The organism is Pseudomonas sp. ML96 (assembly GCF_000761545.1).
GTDB lineage: Bacteria > Pseudomonadota > Gammaproteobacteria > Pseudomonadales > Pseudomonadaceae > Aquipseudomonas.
Genome location: NZ_JPMY01000010.1, coordinates 110,578 through 128,288 on the forward strand (window position 1 = coordinate 110,578; position 17,711 = coordinate 128,288).

General features: G+C 66.1%; 15 protein-coding genes. 3 read left to right on the top strand and 12 right to left on the bottom strand.

Going from position 1 to position 17,711, the window contains the following annotated elements:
• Positions 1-35: 35 nt before the first annotated feature.
• The 8 genes from tadA to IP89_RS07220 form a co-directional block, all read right to left on the bottom strand.
• Entirely contained in the window at positions 36-512 is a 477-nt protein-coding gene (tadA, locus tag IP89_RS07185) for a tRNA adenosine(34) deaminase TadA (protein WP_043308661.1), read from the bottom strand.
• Entirely contained in the window at positions 512-1,882 is a 1,371-nt protein-coding gene (locus IP89_RS07190) for a multicopper oxidase family protein (protein ID WP_043308662.1), read from the bottom strand. Before IP89_RS07190 ends, tadA begins: the two co-directional genes overlap by 1 nt.
• Positions 1,883-2,014: 132 nt before the next feature.
• Positions 2,015-3,592: an iron ABC transporter permease gene (locus IP89_RS07195; protein WP_043308663.1), complete on the bottom strand. Its 1,578-nt coding sequence runs from the start codon at positions 3,590-3,592 to the stop codon at positions 2,015-2,017.
• 1 nt (position 3,593) lies between these two features.
• Positions 3,594-4,613 carry an extracellular solute-binding protein gene (locus IP89_RS07200; RefSeq protein WP_043308664.1) on the bottom strand — a complete coding sequence of 340 codons (1,020 nt, stop codon included), beginning with the start codon at positions 4,611-4,613 and terminating at the stop codon, positions 3,594-3,596.
• 99 nt (positions 4,614-4,712) lie between these two features.
• Positions 4,713-5,327 carry a LysE family translocator gene (locus IP89_RS07205; protein WP_043308665.1) on the bottom strand — a complete coding sequence of 205 codons (615 nt, stop codon included), beginning with the start codon at positions 5,325-5,327 and terminating at the stop codon, positions 4,713-4,715.
• A 65-nt stretch (positions 5,328-5,392) separates the two neighbouring features.
• A complete protein-coding gene (guaA, locus tag IP89_RS07210) occupies positions 5,393-6,970 on the bottom strand; it encodes a glutamine-hydrolyzing GMP synthase (RefSeq protein ID WP_043308666.1) in 1,578 nt (525 codons plus the stop codon).
• Positions 6,971-7,046: 76 nt separating this feature from the next.
• Positions 7,047-8,516: an IMP dehydrogenase gene (guaB, locus tag IP89_RS07215; RefSeq protein WP_043308667.1), complete on the bottom strand. Its 1,470-nt coding sequence runs from the start codon at positions 8,514-8,516 to the stop codon at positions 7,047-7,049.
• 73 nt (positions 8,517-8,589) lie between these two features.
• Positions 8,590-9,138 (bottom strand): sugar ABC transporter ATPase, encoded by a 549-nt coding sequence (locus IP89_RS07220; protein WP_043308668.1) that lies wholly within the window; start codon positions 9,136-9,138, stop codon positions 8,590-8,592.
• 99 nt (positions 9,139-9,237) lie between these two features.
• On the opposite strand from IP89_RS07220, the gene xseA reads away from it, so the two are divergent.
• Together xseA and IP89_RS07230 are read left to right on the top strand one after the other, a co-directional pair.
• Positions 9,238-10,617, top strand: coding sequence for an exodeoxyribonuclease VII large subunit (gene xseA, locus IP89_RS07225; RefSeq protein ID WP_043308669.1), 1,380 nt, complete (start codon positions 9,238-9,240; stop codon positions 10,615-10,617).
• A 3-nt stretch (positions 10,618-10,620) separates the two neighbouring features.
• Positions 10,621-11,439 (top strand): peptidoglycan DD-metalloendopeptidase family protein, encoded by an 819-nt coding sequence (locus tag IP89_RS07230; protein WP_043308670.1) that lies wholly within the window; start codon positions 10,621-10,623, stop codon positions 11,437-11,439.
• 105 nt (positions 11,440-11,544) lie between these two features.
• Here the strand turns inward: IP89_RS07230 and IP89_RS07235 are convergent, their stop codons facing one another.
• The 4 genes from IP89_RS07235 to IP89_RS07250 form a co-directional block, all read right to left on the bottom strand.
• On the bottom strand, positions 11,545-13,962 hold the full coding sequence (locus IP89_RS07235; RefSeq protein WP_177326846.1) for a TonB-dependent siderophore receptor: 2,418 nt from the start codon (positions 13,960-13,962) through the stop codon (positions 11,545-11,547).
• A gap of 166 nt (positions 13,963-14,128) precedes the next feature.
• The gene (locus tag IP89_RS07240; protein WP_043308671.1) at positions 14,129-15,118 is read right to left on the bottom strand and encodes a FecR domain-containing protein; all 990 of its coding nucleotides are present in this window, start codon (positions 15,116-15,118) and stop codon (positions 14,129-14,131) included.
• On the bottom strand, positions 15,118-15,672 hold the full coding sequence (locus IP89_RS07245; protein WP_043308672.1) for a sigma-70 family RNA polymerase sigma factor: 555 nt from the start codon (positions 15,670-15,672) through the stop codon (positions 15,118-15,120). Before IP89_RS07245 ends, IP89_RS07240 begins: the two co-directional genes overlap by 1 nt.
• A gap of 181 nt (positions 15,673-15,853) precedes the next feature.
• Complete coding sequence (locus tag IP89_RS07250; protein WP_052080992.1) at positions 15,854-16,258, bottom strand: DUF6491 family protein; 405 nt, start codon at positions 16,256-16,258, stop codon at positions 15,854-15,856.
• Positions 16,259-16,390: 132 nt separating this feature from the next.
• Here IP89_RS07250 and IP89_RS07255 point away from each other — a divergent pair, with 132 nt between their 5' ends.
• The gene (locus tag IP89_RS07255) at positions 16,391-17,644 is read left to right on the top strand and encodes a mechanosensitive ion channel family protein (protein WP_043308673.1); all 1,254 of its coding nucleotides are present in this window, start codon (positions 16,391-16,393) and stop codon (positions 17,642-17,644) included.
• The last annotated feature ends 67 nt before the right edge of the window (positions 17,645-17,711 follow it).

The window sequence follows — 17,711 nt, forward strand, 5'->3', positions numbered from 1 at the left end:
CCTAGCAGCATGGCGGCGCCGAAAGAACAATTGCGCTAGGCGCGGCGCGCCTTGAAGAAGGCGCTGAGCATCTCGCTGCACTCCGCAGCCAGCACACCACCCTCGATCAGCACGCGGTGATTGAGGAAGCTCTGCTCGAAGAACTGGCCGCGACTGATCGCCACCCCGGCCTTGGGCTCAGTGGTGCCGTAGACCACCCGCCCCACTCGCGAGTGCACGATCAAACCCGCGCACATACTGCAGGGCTCCAGGGTCACGTACAGGGTGCTGCCGGGCAGGCGGTAGTTCTGCAGGGCGGCGGCGGCGGCGCGGATCGCCACCATCTCGGCATGGGCGCTGGGATCACTGGTCGAGATCGGGCAGTTGAAGCCGCGCCCTATCACCTCGCCATCCTGCACCAGTACTGCGCCCACCGGCACCTCGCCGCGCTGCGCGCCTTCGGCGGCCAGCGTCAGGGCCTCACGCATGAAGCGCTCATCCTGGCTGCGGTCGATGATCTTCGGTTGGCGCATCAGACCACCTCGATGGCGGCCATCAGGCCGGTCTCCATGTGATCGATCACATGGCAGTGGAACATCCATACCCCGGGATTATCGGCGACCAGCGCGATGCGCGCCGTCTCGTTCTTACCCAGCAGGTAGGTATCGGTGTAGTACGGGATGATCTGCTTGCGATCGGAATCCAGCACCTTGAAGGTCATGCCGTGCAGGTGGATCGGGTGCAGGTACTGCGCCATGTTGCGCAGTTCGAAGATGTAGCTGCCGCCCTTGCGCAGGGTGGCGATGGGCCGCTCCGCGCAGCGCTTGTCGTTGATGTCCCAGGCCTGGCCGTTGATCTGCCAATAGCTCGCCGGCCCCTGCTGCTGCGGGCTGGCCAGCAGCGCCGACCATTCGAAGTTGAAACGCAGGCTTTCCGCAGCAGCCAGATCGGGCTCTGCCACCGGATTGGCGGGCAGCGCGGCCGGCCAGTCTCCAGGCGCCTCGGCGCTGGCCACACTGCGCAGGGTGGCCAGGCGCAGCGGGCCGTTGCGCAGGGCGATCTCCTCGCTCGCGGCCGGCACCTTGATCGCCAGGTCGATGCGCATGCCGGCGCCGAGCAGATACTCCTTACCCAACGGGCGCGGCGCCACCGGATGGCCGTCCAGCGCGTAGATGCGCGCCTCGCCAGCGCCCTTGAGGTTGAGCCGGTAGCTGATGGTGTTGTCCAGGTTGAGCAGGCGCAGACGCACCACCTGCCCCGCCGGCAGATCAAGCACCGGCAGGCTCTGCCCGTTGATGGTCGACAGGCGGCCACGCGTGCCCTCGCGCGCAGCCAGGCGCGGCACCGAGAAGGCGGTGAAGGCGCCCTGTTCGTCCACGTGCCAGGACTTCAGGCTCAGCGTGCGTTCATGGCGAAAGCCCGTAGGCTGGCGCTCCTCGACGATCAGCGGGCCGACCAGGCCGCGGCCGAGCTGCTCGGAACTGGCGGTGTGCGGGTGATACCAGAAGCTGCCGGCGTCATGGCAGACGAACTGGTAGTCGAAGAACTCGCCCGGCTTGACCGGCAATTGCGAAACATAAGGCACGCCGTCCATGTCCAGCGGCAGGCGGATGCCGTGCCAGTGGATGGTGGTCTCCACCTCGAGGCGGTTGATGAAGCGCACGCGCAGCATGTCGCCCTGGCGCACGCGCAGCTCAAGGCCAGGCGCCTGGCCGCCATAGGCCCAGACCGGGGTCTTGTGGCCGGGCACCAGCTCCATGTCGAGCGGCGCGGCGATCAGTTCGTAGTCGTGGGTCGCGACGTTCTCCGGGCGGCCCAGCCAGTAGCGCACGCCACCAGCACCGAGGCCGACCACACCGAGACCGGCGAGGCCGGCGAGAACTTGTCTGCGGGTGAAGCTCATGATTCAGGCTCCTGAAGCGGAAACGGCACGGGCGCTAATCAGGTGGGCGGCGCGCCTCTGCGGGCACTGCCCCGGCGCGCACGATAACGCGTCGGGCCGGCCGCGGCGGCGGACAATTCGTCGCACCGTTTGTCAGGCACCGCGCCGCGCATAGGCGCGGGTGGTCAGCAGGTACACCGGCAGGCCGGACACCAGCACCAGCAGCGCGGCATAGGGCGCCGCCGCGGCATATTCGAGATTGCCGGTGTGCGACCACACAGCGGTGGCCAGGGTATCCAGACCGGTCGGGCCGAGGATCAGCGTGGCGGTCAGCTCCTTCATGCAGTCGAGGAACACCAGCACGAAACCGGCGCCAATGGCCGGGAAGATGATTGGCAGGGTGACCTTGAAGAAGGTCGCCAGCGGCGTGTGGCCGAGAGTGCGTGAGGCCTCCTCCAGCTGCGGCGAAGCCTTTTCCAATGCGGTGCGGATCGAGCCCTGAGCCATCGGCATGAACAGCAGCGCGTAACACACCAGCAGCAACAGGCTGGTCTGGTACAGCGCCGGCACGTAGCCGAGGGCGAAGAACACCAGCGACAGGGCGATCACCAGGCCCGGCAGCGCATGCAGCAGGTACGGCAGGCGATCAGCCAGCCAGGCCATGCGCCCGTAGTAGCGCACCACTACCAGGCACACCGGCAGCGCCAGCAGGCAGCTGAGCAGCGCGCCACCGAAGGACAGCGACAACGACGACCACAGGGCGCTGAGGATGTCCTCCACCGGGAAGCTGGCCGAGCTGCCGTCGACGATCCAGAAGCCGAGCATGCTCAGCGGCGTGCCACAGCCCACCGCCACCAGCACCAGCAGCAGCGCCTGCAGCGGCCAGCCCCAGGCGCCCAGGCGCACGCGCGGCGCCTGGCGTGCCACGCCCTGGCCGGTACGCGCATAGCCGCGGCCACGCAGGCGGAACTCGCCCCACAGCATGATCAGGCACAGGCCCAGCAGCAGCGCCGAAAGCATGGCCGCGTTGGTATTGGAGAACTCCAGCTCGAACTGCTGGTAGATCGCCGTGGTGAAGGTCTGGTAACGCATGATCGACGGCGCGCCGAACTCCACCAACATGTGCACCGCCACCAGCAAGCTGGTGGCCATCAGCACCGGGCGCACCAGCGGCAAGGTCACCTTCCAGAAGATCTGCCGGCGGTTGTAGCCGAGCATGCGTGCCGACTCTTCCAGGGCCGGGTCGAGGCTGCGCAGGGTAGCGGCCACCGGCAGGTACACCAGCGGATACTTCGACAGGATCATCACCAGCACCGTGCCACCCAGGCCCTCGAACATCGGCCCGATGGAGATCCAGGTGAAGCCGGCGACGAAGGACGGAATGGCGAACGGCAGGCACAGCAGCACGTTCCACTGCCGGCGCCAGCGCAGGTCGCTGCGCTCGATCAGCCAGGCCAGCGCCATGCCGATCACCGCGCAGCCGACGGTGACCAGCACCATCAGCTTCATGGTGTTGGCCAGCAGGCCGAATACGAAGGGACGCCAGAGCAGGTGCCAGGCCTCGTGCCAGCCGGCCTGGGCGGTGCGCGCCACCACGTAGAACAGCGGCAGCGCGGCGACCAGCAGCAACGCCAGCACCGGCAGCTGCAGCCACAGCGGCGGCGCCTTGCGCCGGCGGCGGCCGACATACAGCGGCGCCGGCAGCTCCTGCTCGAGCACATCCACCTGCATATCAGTTCATCCCGGCTTCGCGCTGCAGGTCCAGGGCGTCCTCGGCCAGGCCGATTTCGGAGGCGGTGATGGCCGGCGGCTTGAGCTGATCGAGCGGCTTGAGCAGCGGGTCGGCGGCCACGGCCTTGTTCACCGGGTACTCCGGCGACTTGCTCAGCACCACCTTCTGCCCTTCTTCACTGATCATGAAGGCGAGGAACTGCTGGGCTTCCTTGGGATGCTTGGTCGACTTCACCACTGCCGCACCGGAGACGCTGGCCAGGCCGCCGGCATCACCGTCGGCGAAGTAGTGCAACTTGGACTTTAGCTCGCCCTTCTCGCGCTTGAGCGCCATCCAGTAGTAGCTGTTGATCAGCGCCGCACCGACCTCACCGTTTTCCACCGCCTTCATGGCGATGACGTTGTTGGTGTAGGTGGAGCCGAACGCCTTCAGCCCGACCAGCCACTCCTCGGCGGCTTCGCGGCCGTTGAGGCGGATCACCGCAGCCGTCTGGCCGACGAATTCGCCGCTGCTGGGGACGAAGGCGATCTTGCCGTCCCACTCTGGCTCGGCCACTTCCAGCACGCTCTTCGGCAGCTCGGCCTCGCTGACCAGCTCCGGGTTAAAGGCCAGCACCCGCACGCGGGTGGTGATGCCCAGCCAGCGACCCTGGTCATCCGACAGCTTGGGGTCGATCTGCGCAAGAGTGGCCGGGTCGACCTGGGCCAGCAGGCCCTGGCTGGCCAGCTTGACCAGCGGCGGAGCTTCTTCGGTGTAGATCACGTCAGCCGGCGAGCGCTCGCCTTCCTCGGCGATCTGGTTGGCCAGTTGGCCGCCACCGCCCTTGCGGATCAGTACCTTGATCCCGGTCTTCTTCTCGAAGGCCGCCGCCACCGCCTTGCCGGTAGCCTCGTGCTGGCCGTTGTAGAGGGTCAGGGTCACCGGGTCGTCGGCGCGCGCGCCACAGGCGAACAGCATGCCGCAGGACAGAACGGCGGCGCCGATCGCGCGCGCCAACCCGGTTACTCGATGTGCCGACATAAGCCACTTTCCTCTGAAACAAACAGTTACCGGGACGATTATACGGACCAATTGCATCTGATTCTCAAGAAATGGCTGCGACAGATCGCGCAGCCCGGCTCAGCGAGTCAGCGCGAGCTTCAGTCCGAAGCCCACCAGGCACAGCCCAGCCAGGCGTTCCAGCGCCTTGCCCAACTGCGGACGAGCACGCATGCGCTCGATCAGTTGACGGGTCAGCAGGGTCACCACCAGGCCGTAGACGAAGGTCAGCAGGGCCACCGTCAGCGCCATCACGGCGAAGGTCAGCAGCCCCTGGTGCCGCGCCGGGTCGATGAACAGCGGGAAGAAGGCCATGTAGAAGACGATGGCCTTGGGATTGAACAGGGTGATCACCGCCGTCTGGCGCAGATAGTGGCCGGCGCTGATATGCACCGCCGGGGCGCTGCCCGGCTTGGCCAGCAGCATGCGCGCACCGAGCCAGACCAGATAGCCCGCGCCCAGCCACTGCACGGCATGGAAGGCCGTCGGGTAAGCAGCCAGCAGCGCCGCCACGCCGGCCACTGCCAGCCACATCAGCACCTGATCGCCGAGGATGATGCCGAAGGTCGAGGCCAATCCACCGCGCACACCGCCCTTGCCGGTAGAGGTGATCAGCGCCAGATTACCCGGCCCCGGAATCATCAGCAGCACCACGAAGGCGACCACGAAGGCGCCGTAGTCGGTGATCCCGAACATCGCGCTTCTCCTTATCAACTGTCAGATACGAAAAGGGCAGCCATGGCTGCCCTCTGCGTCGCGGATCACTCCCACTCGATGGTGGCAGGCGGCTTGCTCGACACGTCGTAGGTGACGCGGGAGATGCCGGAGATCTCGTTGATGATGCGGTTGGAGACCTTCTCCAGCAGCTCGTAGGGCAGGTGTGCCCAGCGTGCGGTCATGAAGTCGATGGTTTCCACGGCGCGCAGGGCCACGACCCAGGCGTAGCGACGGCCGTCGCCGACCACGCCGACCGATTTCACCGGCTGGAACACCACGAAGGCCTGGCTGGTCTTGTGGTACCAGTCGAAGTTGCGCAGCTCCTCGATGAAGATGTGGTCGGCCAGGCGCAGCAGGTCGGCGTACTCCTTCTTCACCTCGCCGAGGATGCGCACGCCCAGGCCCGGGCCCGGGAAGGGGTGGCGGTAGACCATGTCGTAGGGCAGGCCCAGCTCCAGGCCGATCTTGCGCACCTCGTCCTTGAACAGCTCGCGCAGCGGCTCGACCAGGGAGAACTGCATGTCCTCCGGCAGGCCGCCGACGTTGTGGTGGGACTTGATCACGTGGGCCTTGCCGGTCTTGGCGCCGGCCGACTCGATCACGTCCGGGTAGATGGTGCCCTGGGCGAGGAACTTCACGTCCTTGAGCTTGGTGGCTTCCTCATCGAACACTTCGATGAAGCTGCGGCCGATGATCTTGCGCTTCTCTTCCGGATCGCTGACGCCGGCCAGGCGGCCGAGGAACAGCTCTTCGGCGTTGGCGCGGATCACCTTGACACCCATGTTCTCGGCGAACATGGCCATCACCTGGTCGCCTTCCTTGTGGCGCAGCAGGCCGTTGTCGACGAACACGCAGGTCAGCTGGTCGCCGATGGCCTTGTGCAGCAGGGCTGCGACCACCGAGGAGTCGACGCCGCCGGACAGGCCCAGCAGCACCTTGTTCGAGCCGACCTGGGCACGCACGGTGGCGATGGCGTCTTCGACGATGTTGGCCGGGGTCCACAGGGCTTCGCAGCCGCAGATGTCGAGGATGAAGCGCGAGAGGATGCGACCACCCTGCTTGGTGTGGGTCACTTCCGGGTGGAACTGCACGCCGTAGTAGGCGCGGCTGTCGTCAGCCATGGCGGCGATCGGGCAGCTCGGGGTGCTGGCCAGGATATGGAAGCCGGCAGGCATGGCGGTGACCTTGTCGCCGTGGCTCATCCACACGTCCAGACCCAGTACACCGTCGGTGTCCACGTGGTCTTCGATACCGTCGAGCAGGCGGGCCTTGCCGACCACGTCGACGCGGGCGTAGCCGAACTCACGCAGGTCGGAACCCTCGACCTTGCCGCCGAGCTGCTCGGCCATGGTCTGCATGCCGTAGCAGATGCCGAACAGCGGCACGTTGAGGTCAAACACCGCCTGCGGCGCGCGCGGGCTGTTGGCTTCATGCACCGACTCCGGGCCGCCGGCGAGGATGATGCCGCGCGGGGCGAAGGCGCGGATCGCCTCGTTGTCCATGTCGAACGGGTGGATTTCGCAGTACACACCGATCTCGCGCACGCGGCGGGCGATCAGCTGGGTGTACTGGGAACCGAAGTCGAGGATGAGGATGCGGTGGGCGTGAATGTCGTGGGCCATGGCCGTCTCTCGTAGCGAAGTCACAAATGACACGGGGCTGGTTAGTCAGCCCCGTGTTTACAGCGTCTTTCTGGAATCAGCCAACGCGATAGTTGGGCGCTTCCTTGGTGATCTGTACGTCATGTACGTGCGACTCGGCCATGCCGGCGCCGGTGATGCGCACGAACTGCGGCTTGGTGCGCATGTCCTCGATGGAGGCGCTGCCGGTGTAGCCCATGGAGGCACGCAGGCCGCCCATCAGCTGATGCACGATGGCGCCCATCGCGCCCTTGTACGGCACGCGACCTTCGATGCCTTCCGGCACCAGCTTCTCGGCACCGGCCGAGGAGTCCTGGAAGTAACGGTCCGAGGAGCCCTGGGCCTGGGCCATGGCACCCAGCGAGCCCATGCCGCGGTAGGCCTTGTAGGAACGGCCCTGGAACAGCTCGACCTCGCCCGGCGCCTCTTCGGTACCGGCCAGCATGGAGCCGATCATCACGGCGGAGGCACCAGCGGCGATGGCCTTGGCCAGGTCGCCGGAGAAGCGGATGCCACCGTCGGCGATCAGCGGTACGCCGGTGCCGGCCAGAGCGGCGGCAACGTTGGCGACTGCGGAAATCTGCGGTACGCCGACGCCGGCGACGATACGGGTGGTGCAGATCGAACCCGGACCGATACCGACCTTGACGCCGTCAGCGCCAGCCTCGGCCAGAGCCTTGGCGGCTTCGCCGGTGGCGATGTTGCCGCCGATCACCTGCACCTCGGGGAAGTTCTGCTTGACCCAGCGCACGCGGTCGATCACGCCCTTGGAGTGGCCGTGGGCGGTGTCGACGATGATCACGTCGACGCCGGCGGCGACCAGTGCACCAACGCGGTCACCGGTGTCGGCACCGGTACCGACGGCAGCGCCGACGCGCAGGCGACCCTGGTCGTCCTTGCTGGCCAGCGGGTAGGCCTTGGCCTTCTCGATGTCGGTGACGGTCATCATGCCCTTGAGGGCGAAGGCGTCGTCGACGATCAGCACTTTCTCGATGCGGTTCTTGTGCAGCAGCTCGCGTACGACTTCCTTGGCGGCGCCTTCCTTGACGGTGACCAGGCGCTCTTTCGGCGTCATCACGTCACGCACCAGGGCGTCCAGGCGGTTCTCGAAACGTACGTCGCGGGAGGTGACGATGCCGACCAGGTCGCCGTTGGACAGCACCGGCACGCCGGAGATGTTGTGCTGGCGGGTCAGCTCGAACAGGTCACGCACGGTGGCGTTGGCCTCGATGGTGATCGGGTCCTTGACCACGCCGGCCTCGAATTTCTTGACCTTGCGCACCTCGGCAGCCTGCTGCTCGATGGTCATGTTCTTGTGGATGATGCCGATGCCGCCTTCCTGAGCCATGGCGATGGCCAGACGCGCCTCGGTGACGGTATCCATCGCTGCGGACAGCAGCGGGATGTTCAGCTCGATGCCACGGGTCAGGCGGGTCTTGAGACTGACGTCCTTGGGCAGGACCTCGGAGTAACCGGGGATGAGCAGAACGTCGTCGAAGGTGAGTGCTTCTTGGCTGATGCGCAGCATGGCGGGGCTCCCGGGAGGGAAAAATAAGAAGCGCGGCATTATACCCAGCCGAGCGGCTTCTCTCAATGCGCGCTCAGCGCTTTACCGACACTTGTGCCAAGGGATAACCCAGGCGCTCGACGAATTCATCGATAAAGGCCTGACGGAATCCCGCCCGGCCCCAGCCATTGAAGACGAACCCCAGGTTGGAGAAGGCGCAGGGCTGCAGGAACAGGAAGCCGTTGACGTCGTCCTCGTGGCCGCATTGCGGGCAGGTGAAGTTGTCGGTATCACCCGGCATCCACTCGTCGAGGCCGTCGAACAGTACCTCGCCGATCTCCTGGCGGCACTCGGGGCAACCGGCTTCCTCGAGAAAACCCTCGGTCGGCGTATAGATGCAGCGCTTGCTGACGATCTGCAGGCCATTGAGCGGCTGGTCGAACGGCAGCAGCTCCGGACGCTCGGCGATCCGCCGCGCGCCCGCGCCGATGGCATGGGCCATGCCGTTGCCCAGCGCGCCGCAGGTGCTCGGCAGCTCCGCCACGATGTCGCGCTTGACCAGCCAGCGCAGCAGCAGGCGCGCCCGTGCCTCATGCTCGGGCAAGCTGGAGATACGGGGGACGAGGATGATCTGCTCGCTCATGGGCCTAGCCTGACATGGAAAGGTCGCGCAGCTTAATCGCGCCGACGGAGCGGTCAAGTGCGCCTATGGCCGGCCGGGCAAAGCCTTTATCATGCGGCCATGCTCAACGATCCCTTCCAGCGCCTCGGTCTCGACCGCGAAGCGCTCAGCGTCAGCCAACTGAACAACCGCGCCCGCCTGCTGCTGGAGGACGTGTTCGCCCAGGTCTGGGTCGAAGGCGAGATCTCCAACCTGGCGCGGCCGGCCTCCGGCCACCTCTATTTCACCCTCAAGGACAGCCAGGCCCAGGTGCGCTGTGCGCTGTTCCGGCAGAACGCCGCCCGCGTGCGCCAGGCCCTGCGTGATGGCCTGGCGGTGAAGGTACGCGGCAAGGTTTCGCTGTTCGAGGGCCGTGGCGACTACCAGCTGATCCTCGACACCGTGGAGCCGGCCGGCGACGGCGCCCTGCGCCTGGCCTTCGAGGCGCTCAAGGAGAAGCTCGCCGCCGAGGGCCTGTTCGCCAGCGAGCGCAAGCGCGCCCTGCCCGCCCACCCGCAGCGCATCGGCATCGTCAGCTCGCCGACCGGCGCGGTGATTCGCGACATCATCAGCGTGTTCCGCCGCCGCGCACCGCAGGTGGCGCTGACCCTGATCCCCACTGCCGTGCAGGGCCGCGAGGCCACCGCGCAGATCGTCCGAGGCCTGCAGCTGGCCGACCGCGCCGGCTTCGACGCGATCATCCTGGCTCGCGGCGGCGGCTCGCTGGAAGACCTGTGGTGCTTCAACGAGGAGGCCGTGGCACGCGCGGTGGCCGCCTGCGTCACGCCGTTGGTCAGCGCTGTCGGCCACGAGACCGACGTATCGATCAGCGACTTCGTCGCCGACGTGCGCGCGCCGACGCCCTCGGCCGCCGCCGAGCTGCTGGCCCCGGACAGTTCCGATCTGCAACGCCGCCTGGACGGCCTCACCCGCCGCCTGGCGCTGAGCCTGCAAAGCCGCCTGAGCCGCGAGCAGCTGCGCCTGGGAGGCCTGACCCGGCGCCTGCGCCACCCTGGCGAGCGCCTGCGCCAGCAGGCCCAGCGCCTGGACGACCTGGATATGCGTCTGCGTCGCGCCTTCGCCCAGCAGTCCACCAGCCGTCACGAACGCCTGGCGCGCCTCGACGGCCGCCTGCACGCGCAGCATCCGGGCCGCGCCCTGGCCCTGCTGCGCCAACGCCTGGACAGCCTGGGCGAGCGCCTGCCGCGCGCCATCGAGCTGCAGCTGCGCCAACAGCGCCAGCAACTCGCAGCTCTCGGCCAGCAACTGCACATCGTCAGCCCGCTGGCCACCCTCGGCCGCGGCTACAGCATCCTCCTCGACGAACGCGGCCAAGCCATACGTAACGCCAGCCAGACCCACCCTGGCCAGCGCCTCAAGGCGCGCCTGGGCGAAGGCGAGCTGGATGTGCGCGTCGAAGACAATCACCTCACCCCGGTCACCCTCTCGCTGCTGGACTGACACGTGCGCCCGCTTATCGCCCTGCTGCTCTGCCTCGCCCTCCCCGCTCATGCTGATGGCTTCATCACCCGCCTGCTGAACAAGCCGGTGCCTGGCGGCGTGGCCGTGCTCGACCTGGGTGACGGCCCTGCTGCACCGCAGGCGCGCTACCAGGGCAAGCCGGTGCTGGTGGTCAAGGAGGAAGGCAAGCGCTGGATCGCCATCGTCGGCATCCCGCTGACGGTCAAACCGGGCCAGCAGCAGATCGAGGCGAACGGCCAGACGCTGAGCTTCCAGGTCGGCGCCAAGCACTATCGCGAGCAGCGCATCACCCTGAAGAACCAGGAGCAGGTCAATCCGAGCGCGAAGAACCTGGGGCGCATCGAGCGCGAGCTGGCCGAGCAGACCCGCGCCTACCAGCAGTTCAGCGCCCGCCAGCCGAGCAACCTGCTGTTCGACAAGCCGGTCAACGGCCCGCTGTCCTCGCCCTTCGGCCTGCGCCGCTTCTTCAACGGCGAGGAACGCAATCCGCACTCCGGGCTGGACTTCGCCGTCGGCGCCGGCACACCAATCAAGGCTCCGGCGGCTGGCAAGGTGATTCTGATCGGCGACTATTTCTTCAATGGCAAGACGGTGTTCGTCGACCACGGCCAGGGCCTGATCAGCATGTTCTGCCATATGTCCAAGATCGACGTGCAGCTGGGCCAGGAGCTGCCGCGCGGCGGAGTGGTCGGCAAGGTCGGCGCCACCGGCCGTGCTACCGGGCCGCACATGCACTGGAATGTCAGCCTCAACGACGCGCGGGTCGACCCGGCGATCTTCATCGGCGCGTTCAAGCCCTGAAGGCATACGCCAGCAGAGCCCCAATAAAAAAGACCGCCGGGTTGCCCCAGGCGGTCTTTTCATTTCACGGCATCGCGCGCTACCCGAGGGCAGCGCGTCGCCGGCTTACCAGTTGTAGCTCACCTTGGCCGTGATCTCGCGACCCGGGTTGTAATAGTCCGCGCTACCGCGGCCGACCACATGCTGCTCATCAAACAGGTTGCTGACGTTGATGGCCAGGTCAGTGCCCTTGACGATCTGGTAGTTGAACGCGGCGTCGAACAGCGTGGTGGCATCGCTCTTGCCGGTATTATTGAAGTCGCCGAAGTAGTAGGCGCCGACATAACGGGCGCCCAGGCCGACACTGACATCGGTGCCCGGCACGCTGTAATAGCTCCACAGCGAGGCCGAATGCTTGGGCGCCGAAACCATCTCGTTACCCTTGATAGATACAGCTTCATACGCCAACTTCGTCGGCGACCATGACTGCAGCGCACCACGCAGCACTTCGGTGTCCATGTAGGAGTAGCCGCCGACCAGGATGAGGTTCTCGGTCAGCTCGGCCTTGGCCTCCAGGTCGAGGCCGCGCACGCGCTGCTCGCCCACGGTCTGCTGATCGATCAGTCCGTTCGACTGCACGACAGCAGTGGAGATGTCTTCCTGGGTCAGCTCGTAGATGGCGGCGGAGAACAGCGCATTCATCTCCAGCGGCGAATACTTCACGCCCACTTCGTACTGCTTGCCGCGCTCCGGGGTCACACCGACTTCAGGCGGGGACACCGACTCCACCATGCTGACGTAGGTGGAAACCTCGTCGTTGACGATGTAGGTCAACGCGCCGCGGAAAGAGTTTTCCGAGAAATTATCCGAAGCCTTGGTGCTGTACAGGTGGTCGGTCTCGGAGACGTCCATCGAGTCATGACGCATGCCGGCCGTGACGATGAAACGCTCGTAGAACGACAGGTTCTGCTGCAGGAATACCGATTTGGTGGTGTTATCCCGATCCTTGTCCTCGTAGACGATCGCCGGCGAAACGCCACGGTAGACCGGGTTGGTCACGTCGATGGGATCGGCGTCGCCATAGACCGAGACGTTCTCGGCGGATGCATCGAGATACTCCACGCCGACGATGCTGCTGCTGTCGATATTTTCGAAGCGCGCGTCGTACTGCAGCATCACGTTGCCGTTGAACTGCTCGGCTTCGCTATCGGAGCCCAGGTAGCCACGATTGACCACGTTGCCGACATGCCCGGCAGCATCGCTGATATAGACGTAGCCGTACTCATCGCTCAGATCGCTGTGGCGCATGTTGCTGCGCAGGGTGAAGCCGTTGTCGAAGTCGTGGCTGAAGTTGGCGCTGACGTTGGTGCGCTCGACATCGTGGAAGTTGTAGCTCGGCTCGCCGAAGAACTCGTCGCGGTCGTACTCGCGGTCCATCGGGTAACCGCCGCTGTTGGGCGTGTTGTCCTGTCGCAGGTGGTCCACCACCAGGGTGGCCGAGGTATAGGCCGTCGGCGCCCAGGTCAGGCCGCCCATCAAGAAGTTGTTGTCGTCCTGGGAGTGGTCGTACTCGCGATCGCTGTCCTGGAACTTGCCGGTGAAGCGGTAGGCCAGGGTCTGTTCCTCGTTCGCATCACCGGTATCCAGGCCAGATTCCATGTGGTTGAACGAGCCGTAGGTGGCATAGACCTGGCCGAACTTGCTGAAGCGCGGCTGCTTGGTCACGAAGTTCACCGAGCCGCCCGGGTCGGCCGGGCCGAACAGCGTGGAGTTGGCGCCACGCAGCACTTCGACACGCTCGTAGGCGAACGGCTCCTCGCGCACACCGCGCATCGAGCCCAGGGTCAGGCCGTCACGGTAGGTGGTGGCCTGGAAGCCGCGAATCTGGAAGTAGTCGTTACGGTCATCGGTGCCGTAGTAGTCGGTGATCACACCCGGGGTGTACTGCAGGATCTCCTCGGTGGTGCTGGCGCTGCGCTGCTCGACTTCCTTCTGGGTCACCACGGAAACCGACGCCGGGGTGTTGAGGATGTTGGTCGCCACCTTGCCGCCGACCCACAGCTCCTGGGTCACCACCGAGGCAGCAGGGTCCTCTGCGGCCGCCTGGGAGTTGATCAGGATGGGCGCCAGGCGATAGGTCTCCTCGGCTTGCGCCACCTGCAACCCGTAGCTGCCATCGTCCTGCTGCACCGCCACCAGGCCGGTACCGGACAGCAGCGCGGCCAGGCCGTCCGCTACCGCATAGCTGCCCTGCAGGCCTGGGCTGGTCACGCCCTCGGCCAGGCTGCCGGCGCCAACCAGGTACACGCCCGCCTCGCGGGAGAAGCGCGTCAGCGCGCTGGCCAGCGGACCTGCCGGAATGTCGTAGCTGCGCTCGGCGGCAACTGCGGCGCTGTCTTCGGCCATGGCGAGCGGCGACCAGCTGGCCAGGCTCACGGCACTGCCCAACAGCGCCAGGTGAAGCGCCAGGCTCAGCGGGCGCAGGGCAAAGACGTGTGCGGCGACACCCGGACGGGCAACGCGCTGGTGACAGCGGTGGGACATGGACGGCATTCCTCTGGAGCAAGGGTTGATGAGCGAAGACCCTCAACAGGCAATGCCACGCGGCCGCTCGAGGCGCCGATTCGGCGATGTTTCATGTCTTCTTACTGGGTAAACCAGCGAGCAGACAAAACCCGGAACCCCTTTCCTGAAATTTTTCTGGCCTGGCTCAGCGCCGGGCTTCGATGCTCGCCCACCAAGGCATGGGCTGCTCGATACGGATCGGCAACGCCGAGGCCAGCATGCGCAGCACGCGCTCGGAATCCTGGATGGGGAAGTTGCCGTACACCCGCAGCTCGGCCACCTCGTCGGCCACGCCGAGGTGGCCGTGGCGATAGCGACGCAGCTCCTGCACCACCTCGCGCAGGGAGATGTTGTCGGCCAGCAGCGTGCCCTGGGTCCAGGCTTCGCGGGCCGCATCAGCGGCCAGACTGTCGCCGATGCGCTCGGCGTCGAACTGGGCCTGCTGGCCGGCGCCGACCACGCGGACTTCTCCACTGGCAGTGCGGATTTCCACGGCGCCTTCATAGACGGCCAGCCAGGTGCGTTCACTATCACCGCGTACGTTGAAACGCGTGCCCAGGGCCTGCAGGCGCCCGTGCTCGGTCTCGACATAGAAGGGCCGCGCGTCCTTGGCGGTGGCGATGAACACCTCGCCGCGCAGCAGCGTGACGACACGCGCACGGGCGCTGAAGGTAAGGTCGATGGCGCTGGCGGTGTTGAGCCAGGCGCGCGAGCCATCGGCCAGGGTCATTTCACGCTGCTCGCCAGTGACGGTACGGTGATCCGCGCCCATGGCCATCAGGCTCGACGGCAGCAGCGCTTCGCGCCAGCCCAACCAGCCGCACAGGCTGCCGGTGGTAATGACCGCCATCCCGGTCAGCAAACGGCGCCGCGAGTGCATGCGCCCGGCGGCGATATCCAGCGCATCGGCAGCCAGGCGCGTATCGGGCCGGCCACGCAGCGGTTCGAAATCACGGCTGATGCCTTCGACATAGCGCCAGGCCTGCTCGTGCAGCAGGTCCTCGCCCAACCAGGCCTGCCAGTGGGCACGCTGCTGGGCACTGGCCTGGCCGTCACGCAGGGTGGCGTACCAGTAGGCCGCCTGCTCCAGCACGGCATGCGACGGCAAGCTTGGCTCGTAGGCACGGCTCTCCATCAGCCGAGCGGCTCCTGGCGCAACGCGGCGACCGTTGCACTGGCGCGCAGGGTCAGACAGGCGAGCATGGCCTGGGCCACGTACTTGCGCACCATGCGCCCGGAAACCCCCAGCTCTGCCCCAACCTCGTCGTCGGTCATCTCGCACACCACGGCCAGGATGAAGCCGCGCGCGGCCTTGGCCGACAGCGTCTGCAGCATGCCGCTGATTTCTTCCAGGGCTTGCAGCACCGCAGCCTGGCGCTCGGCGGAGGGGTATTGGTCTTCCGGCAACGCGGCCAGGGTGTCGAGCCAGGCGCGTTCGATCTCCTGGCGCCGCCACAGGTTGATGCACAGGTTCTTAGCGGTGGTGCGCAGGTAGGCGCGGGCCTCGCCCATGCTGGTGAAACGTGGCTGGCTGGCTCCGCCGATCAGGCGCAGGAAGGTGTCCTGGGCCAGGTCCGCGGCATCGCAGGCGTGCCCCAGGCGCCGGCGCAACCAGGCCTGCAACCAACCGTGATGGTCGCAGTACAGGGTCTCCAGCGTTGGAGGGGTGGCATAGGCAGATGAGCTCACAGGCAGTCACCACGCCGCTGGGTGGCGTCCCGCGGGCATCAAGATCTTTAGAGCAAATGAGAATTGCTATTAATCATCACACAACTAGCCATCTGCCAGCAACTCGGCCTCCCCTTGCCGGCGGCGCTACTGGTCCATCAGCTCAAAGCGCGTTGCCAGAAATGACTCGGTGAGATGCCGATCAGGGCGCCGGCTTTTCCACCCGCTCCAGCTTGTACAGCTTGTCGATCTGGCAGATCTGCGGCACGCCGCCCATGCCGTCGAACACCGTCACATGGTCAAGGTGGGTCAGCAGGCCGACGGTCGAGCTGTAGCCGATGGTGCTGCTGAAATTGAGGCGATCGCAGTCGCGGGAGAATTCGAGCAGGTAGCGCCGTCCCGGCGCACGGCCGAGCACGATATGGCGCTTGTCCAAGTAGTCCCAGTCGTCGATCTCGTAGCGACTGATCGACTCCTGCGGCTCGCCCTGGACCAGCCCCAGCTTGGCCAGGTGCTGGTCTAGCGGCAGTTGTGCATCACGCACATGCTCGCTGGAGGCACAGCCGGCCAGCGTCAGCAACGCACACAGCGCCAGGGTCGATTTCATGGGCACCTCCATTCGACAGAAACACCTCAGGACACAAGCATGGCCCACGCCCAGCCGCCAGGTTTGTTAGGGTAATGCGCTGCGCTTACCTTCCGCCGCCTGCGGAAAACCACGAACCGCTCGAGGAGCTCCATGCCCGAACAGTATCGCGAAGCCCTGCAGTGGCTCGAACAGCACCAGCAACTCTACACCCTGATCAGCCTCAGCCTGCTGGCCCTGGCCGCCTGGATCGCCAACTGGCTGGTCAAGCGCATCCTCCTGCGCGCTCTGTACCGCGGCCTGCGCGCCACCCAGCTGGACCGCAGCATCGCCGACTCGCCGGTGATCTCGCGTCTGGCCAACATAGTGCCGGCGCTGATCCTGTCGCTGGGCATCGCCCTGATCCCCAACCTGCCGGGCGAAGTGACGGAGATCGTGCGCAACGTCTGCGGCGCCTTCGTGGTCCTGACCCTGGCGCTGGCCATCAGCGAAGTGCTGAACCTGATCAACACGCTCTACCAGCGCCGCCCGGACGCCAATCTGCGGCCGATCAAGGGCTATGTGCAGGTGCTCAAGATCGCGGTCTTCGCCATCGCCACCATCCTCATCATCGCCGCCCTGGTCGACCGCTCGCCGCTGATCCTGCTGTCGGGACTCGGCGCCATGGCCGCGGTGCTGCTGCTGATCTTCCAGGACACCCTGCTGTCGCTGGTGGCCAGCGTGCAGATCAGCTCCAACGACATCATCCGCGTCGGCGACTGGGTCGAGATGCCCCAGCTCAACGCCGATGGCGACGTGATCGACATCGCCCTGCACACGGTAAAGGTGCAGAACTGGGACAAGACCATCACCACCATCCCGACCAAGCGCTTCATCACCGACTCGTTCAAGAACTGGCGCGGCATGCAGGAATCCGGCGGCCGCCGGATCAAGCGCAGCCTGCATCTGGACCAGAACAGCGTGCGCTTCCTGGATGCCGAAACCCAGGCGCAGTTGCACCGCTTCGACCTGCTCGGCGACTACCTCGACAACAAACAGGCCGAACTGCAGCAATACAACGCCAGCCTCAGCGACCCGCTCAACGGCCGCCAGCTGACCAACCTCGGCACCTTCCGCGCCTACGTCGAACACTACCTGCGCACAAATCCGGAAGTACACCAGCAGATGACCCTGCTGGTGCGCCACCAGCAGCCCAACGAGAACGGCCTGCCGCTGGAGATCTACTGCTTCACCAATACCGTGGCCTGGGCCCAGTACGAGCGCATCCAGGCGGACATCTTCGACCACCTGCTGGCGATCCTGCCGGCCTTCGGCCTGCGTGTGTTTCAGAACCCTAGTGGCGGCGACCTACGCATACTGGCAGGCAACTTCCCTACCGTTCGTCGCCAGGAGCCGGACTCGGTTTAAGTCCGATTAAGCGCAGCCGATCTACACACTGAAGCCAGACTGCCGTTTGGCTGACTTGCGTGTGAGC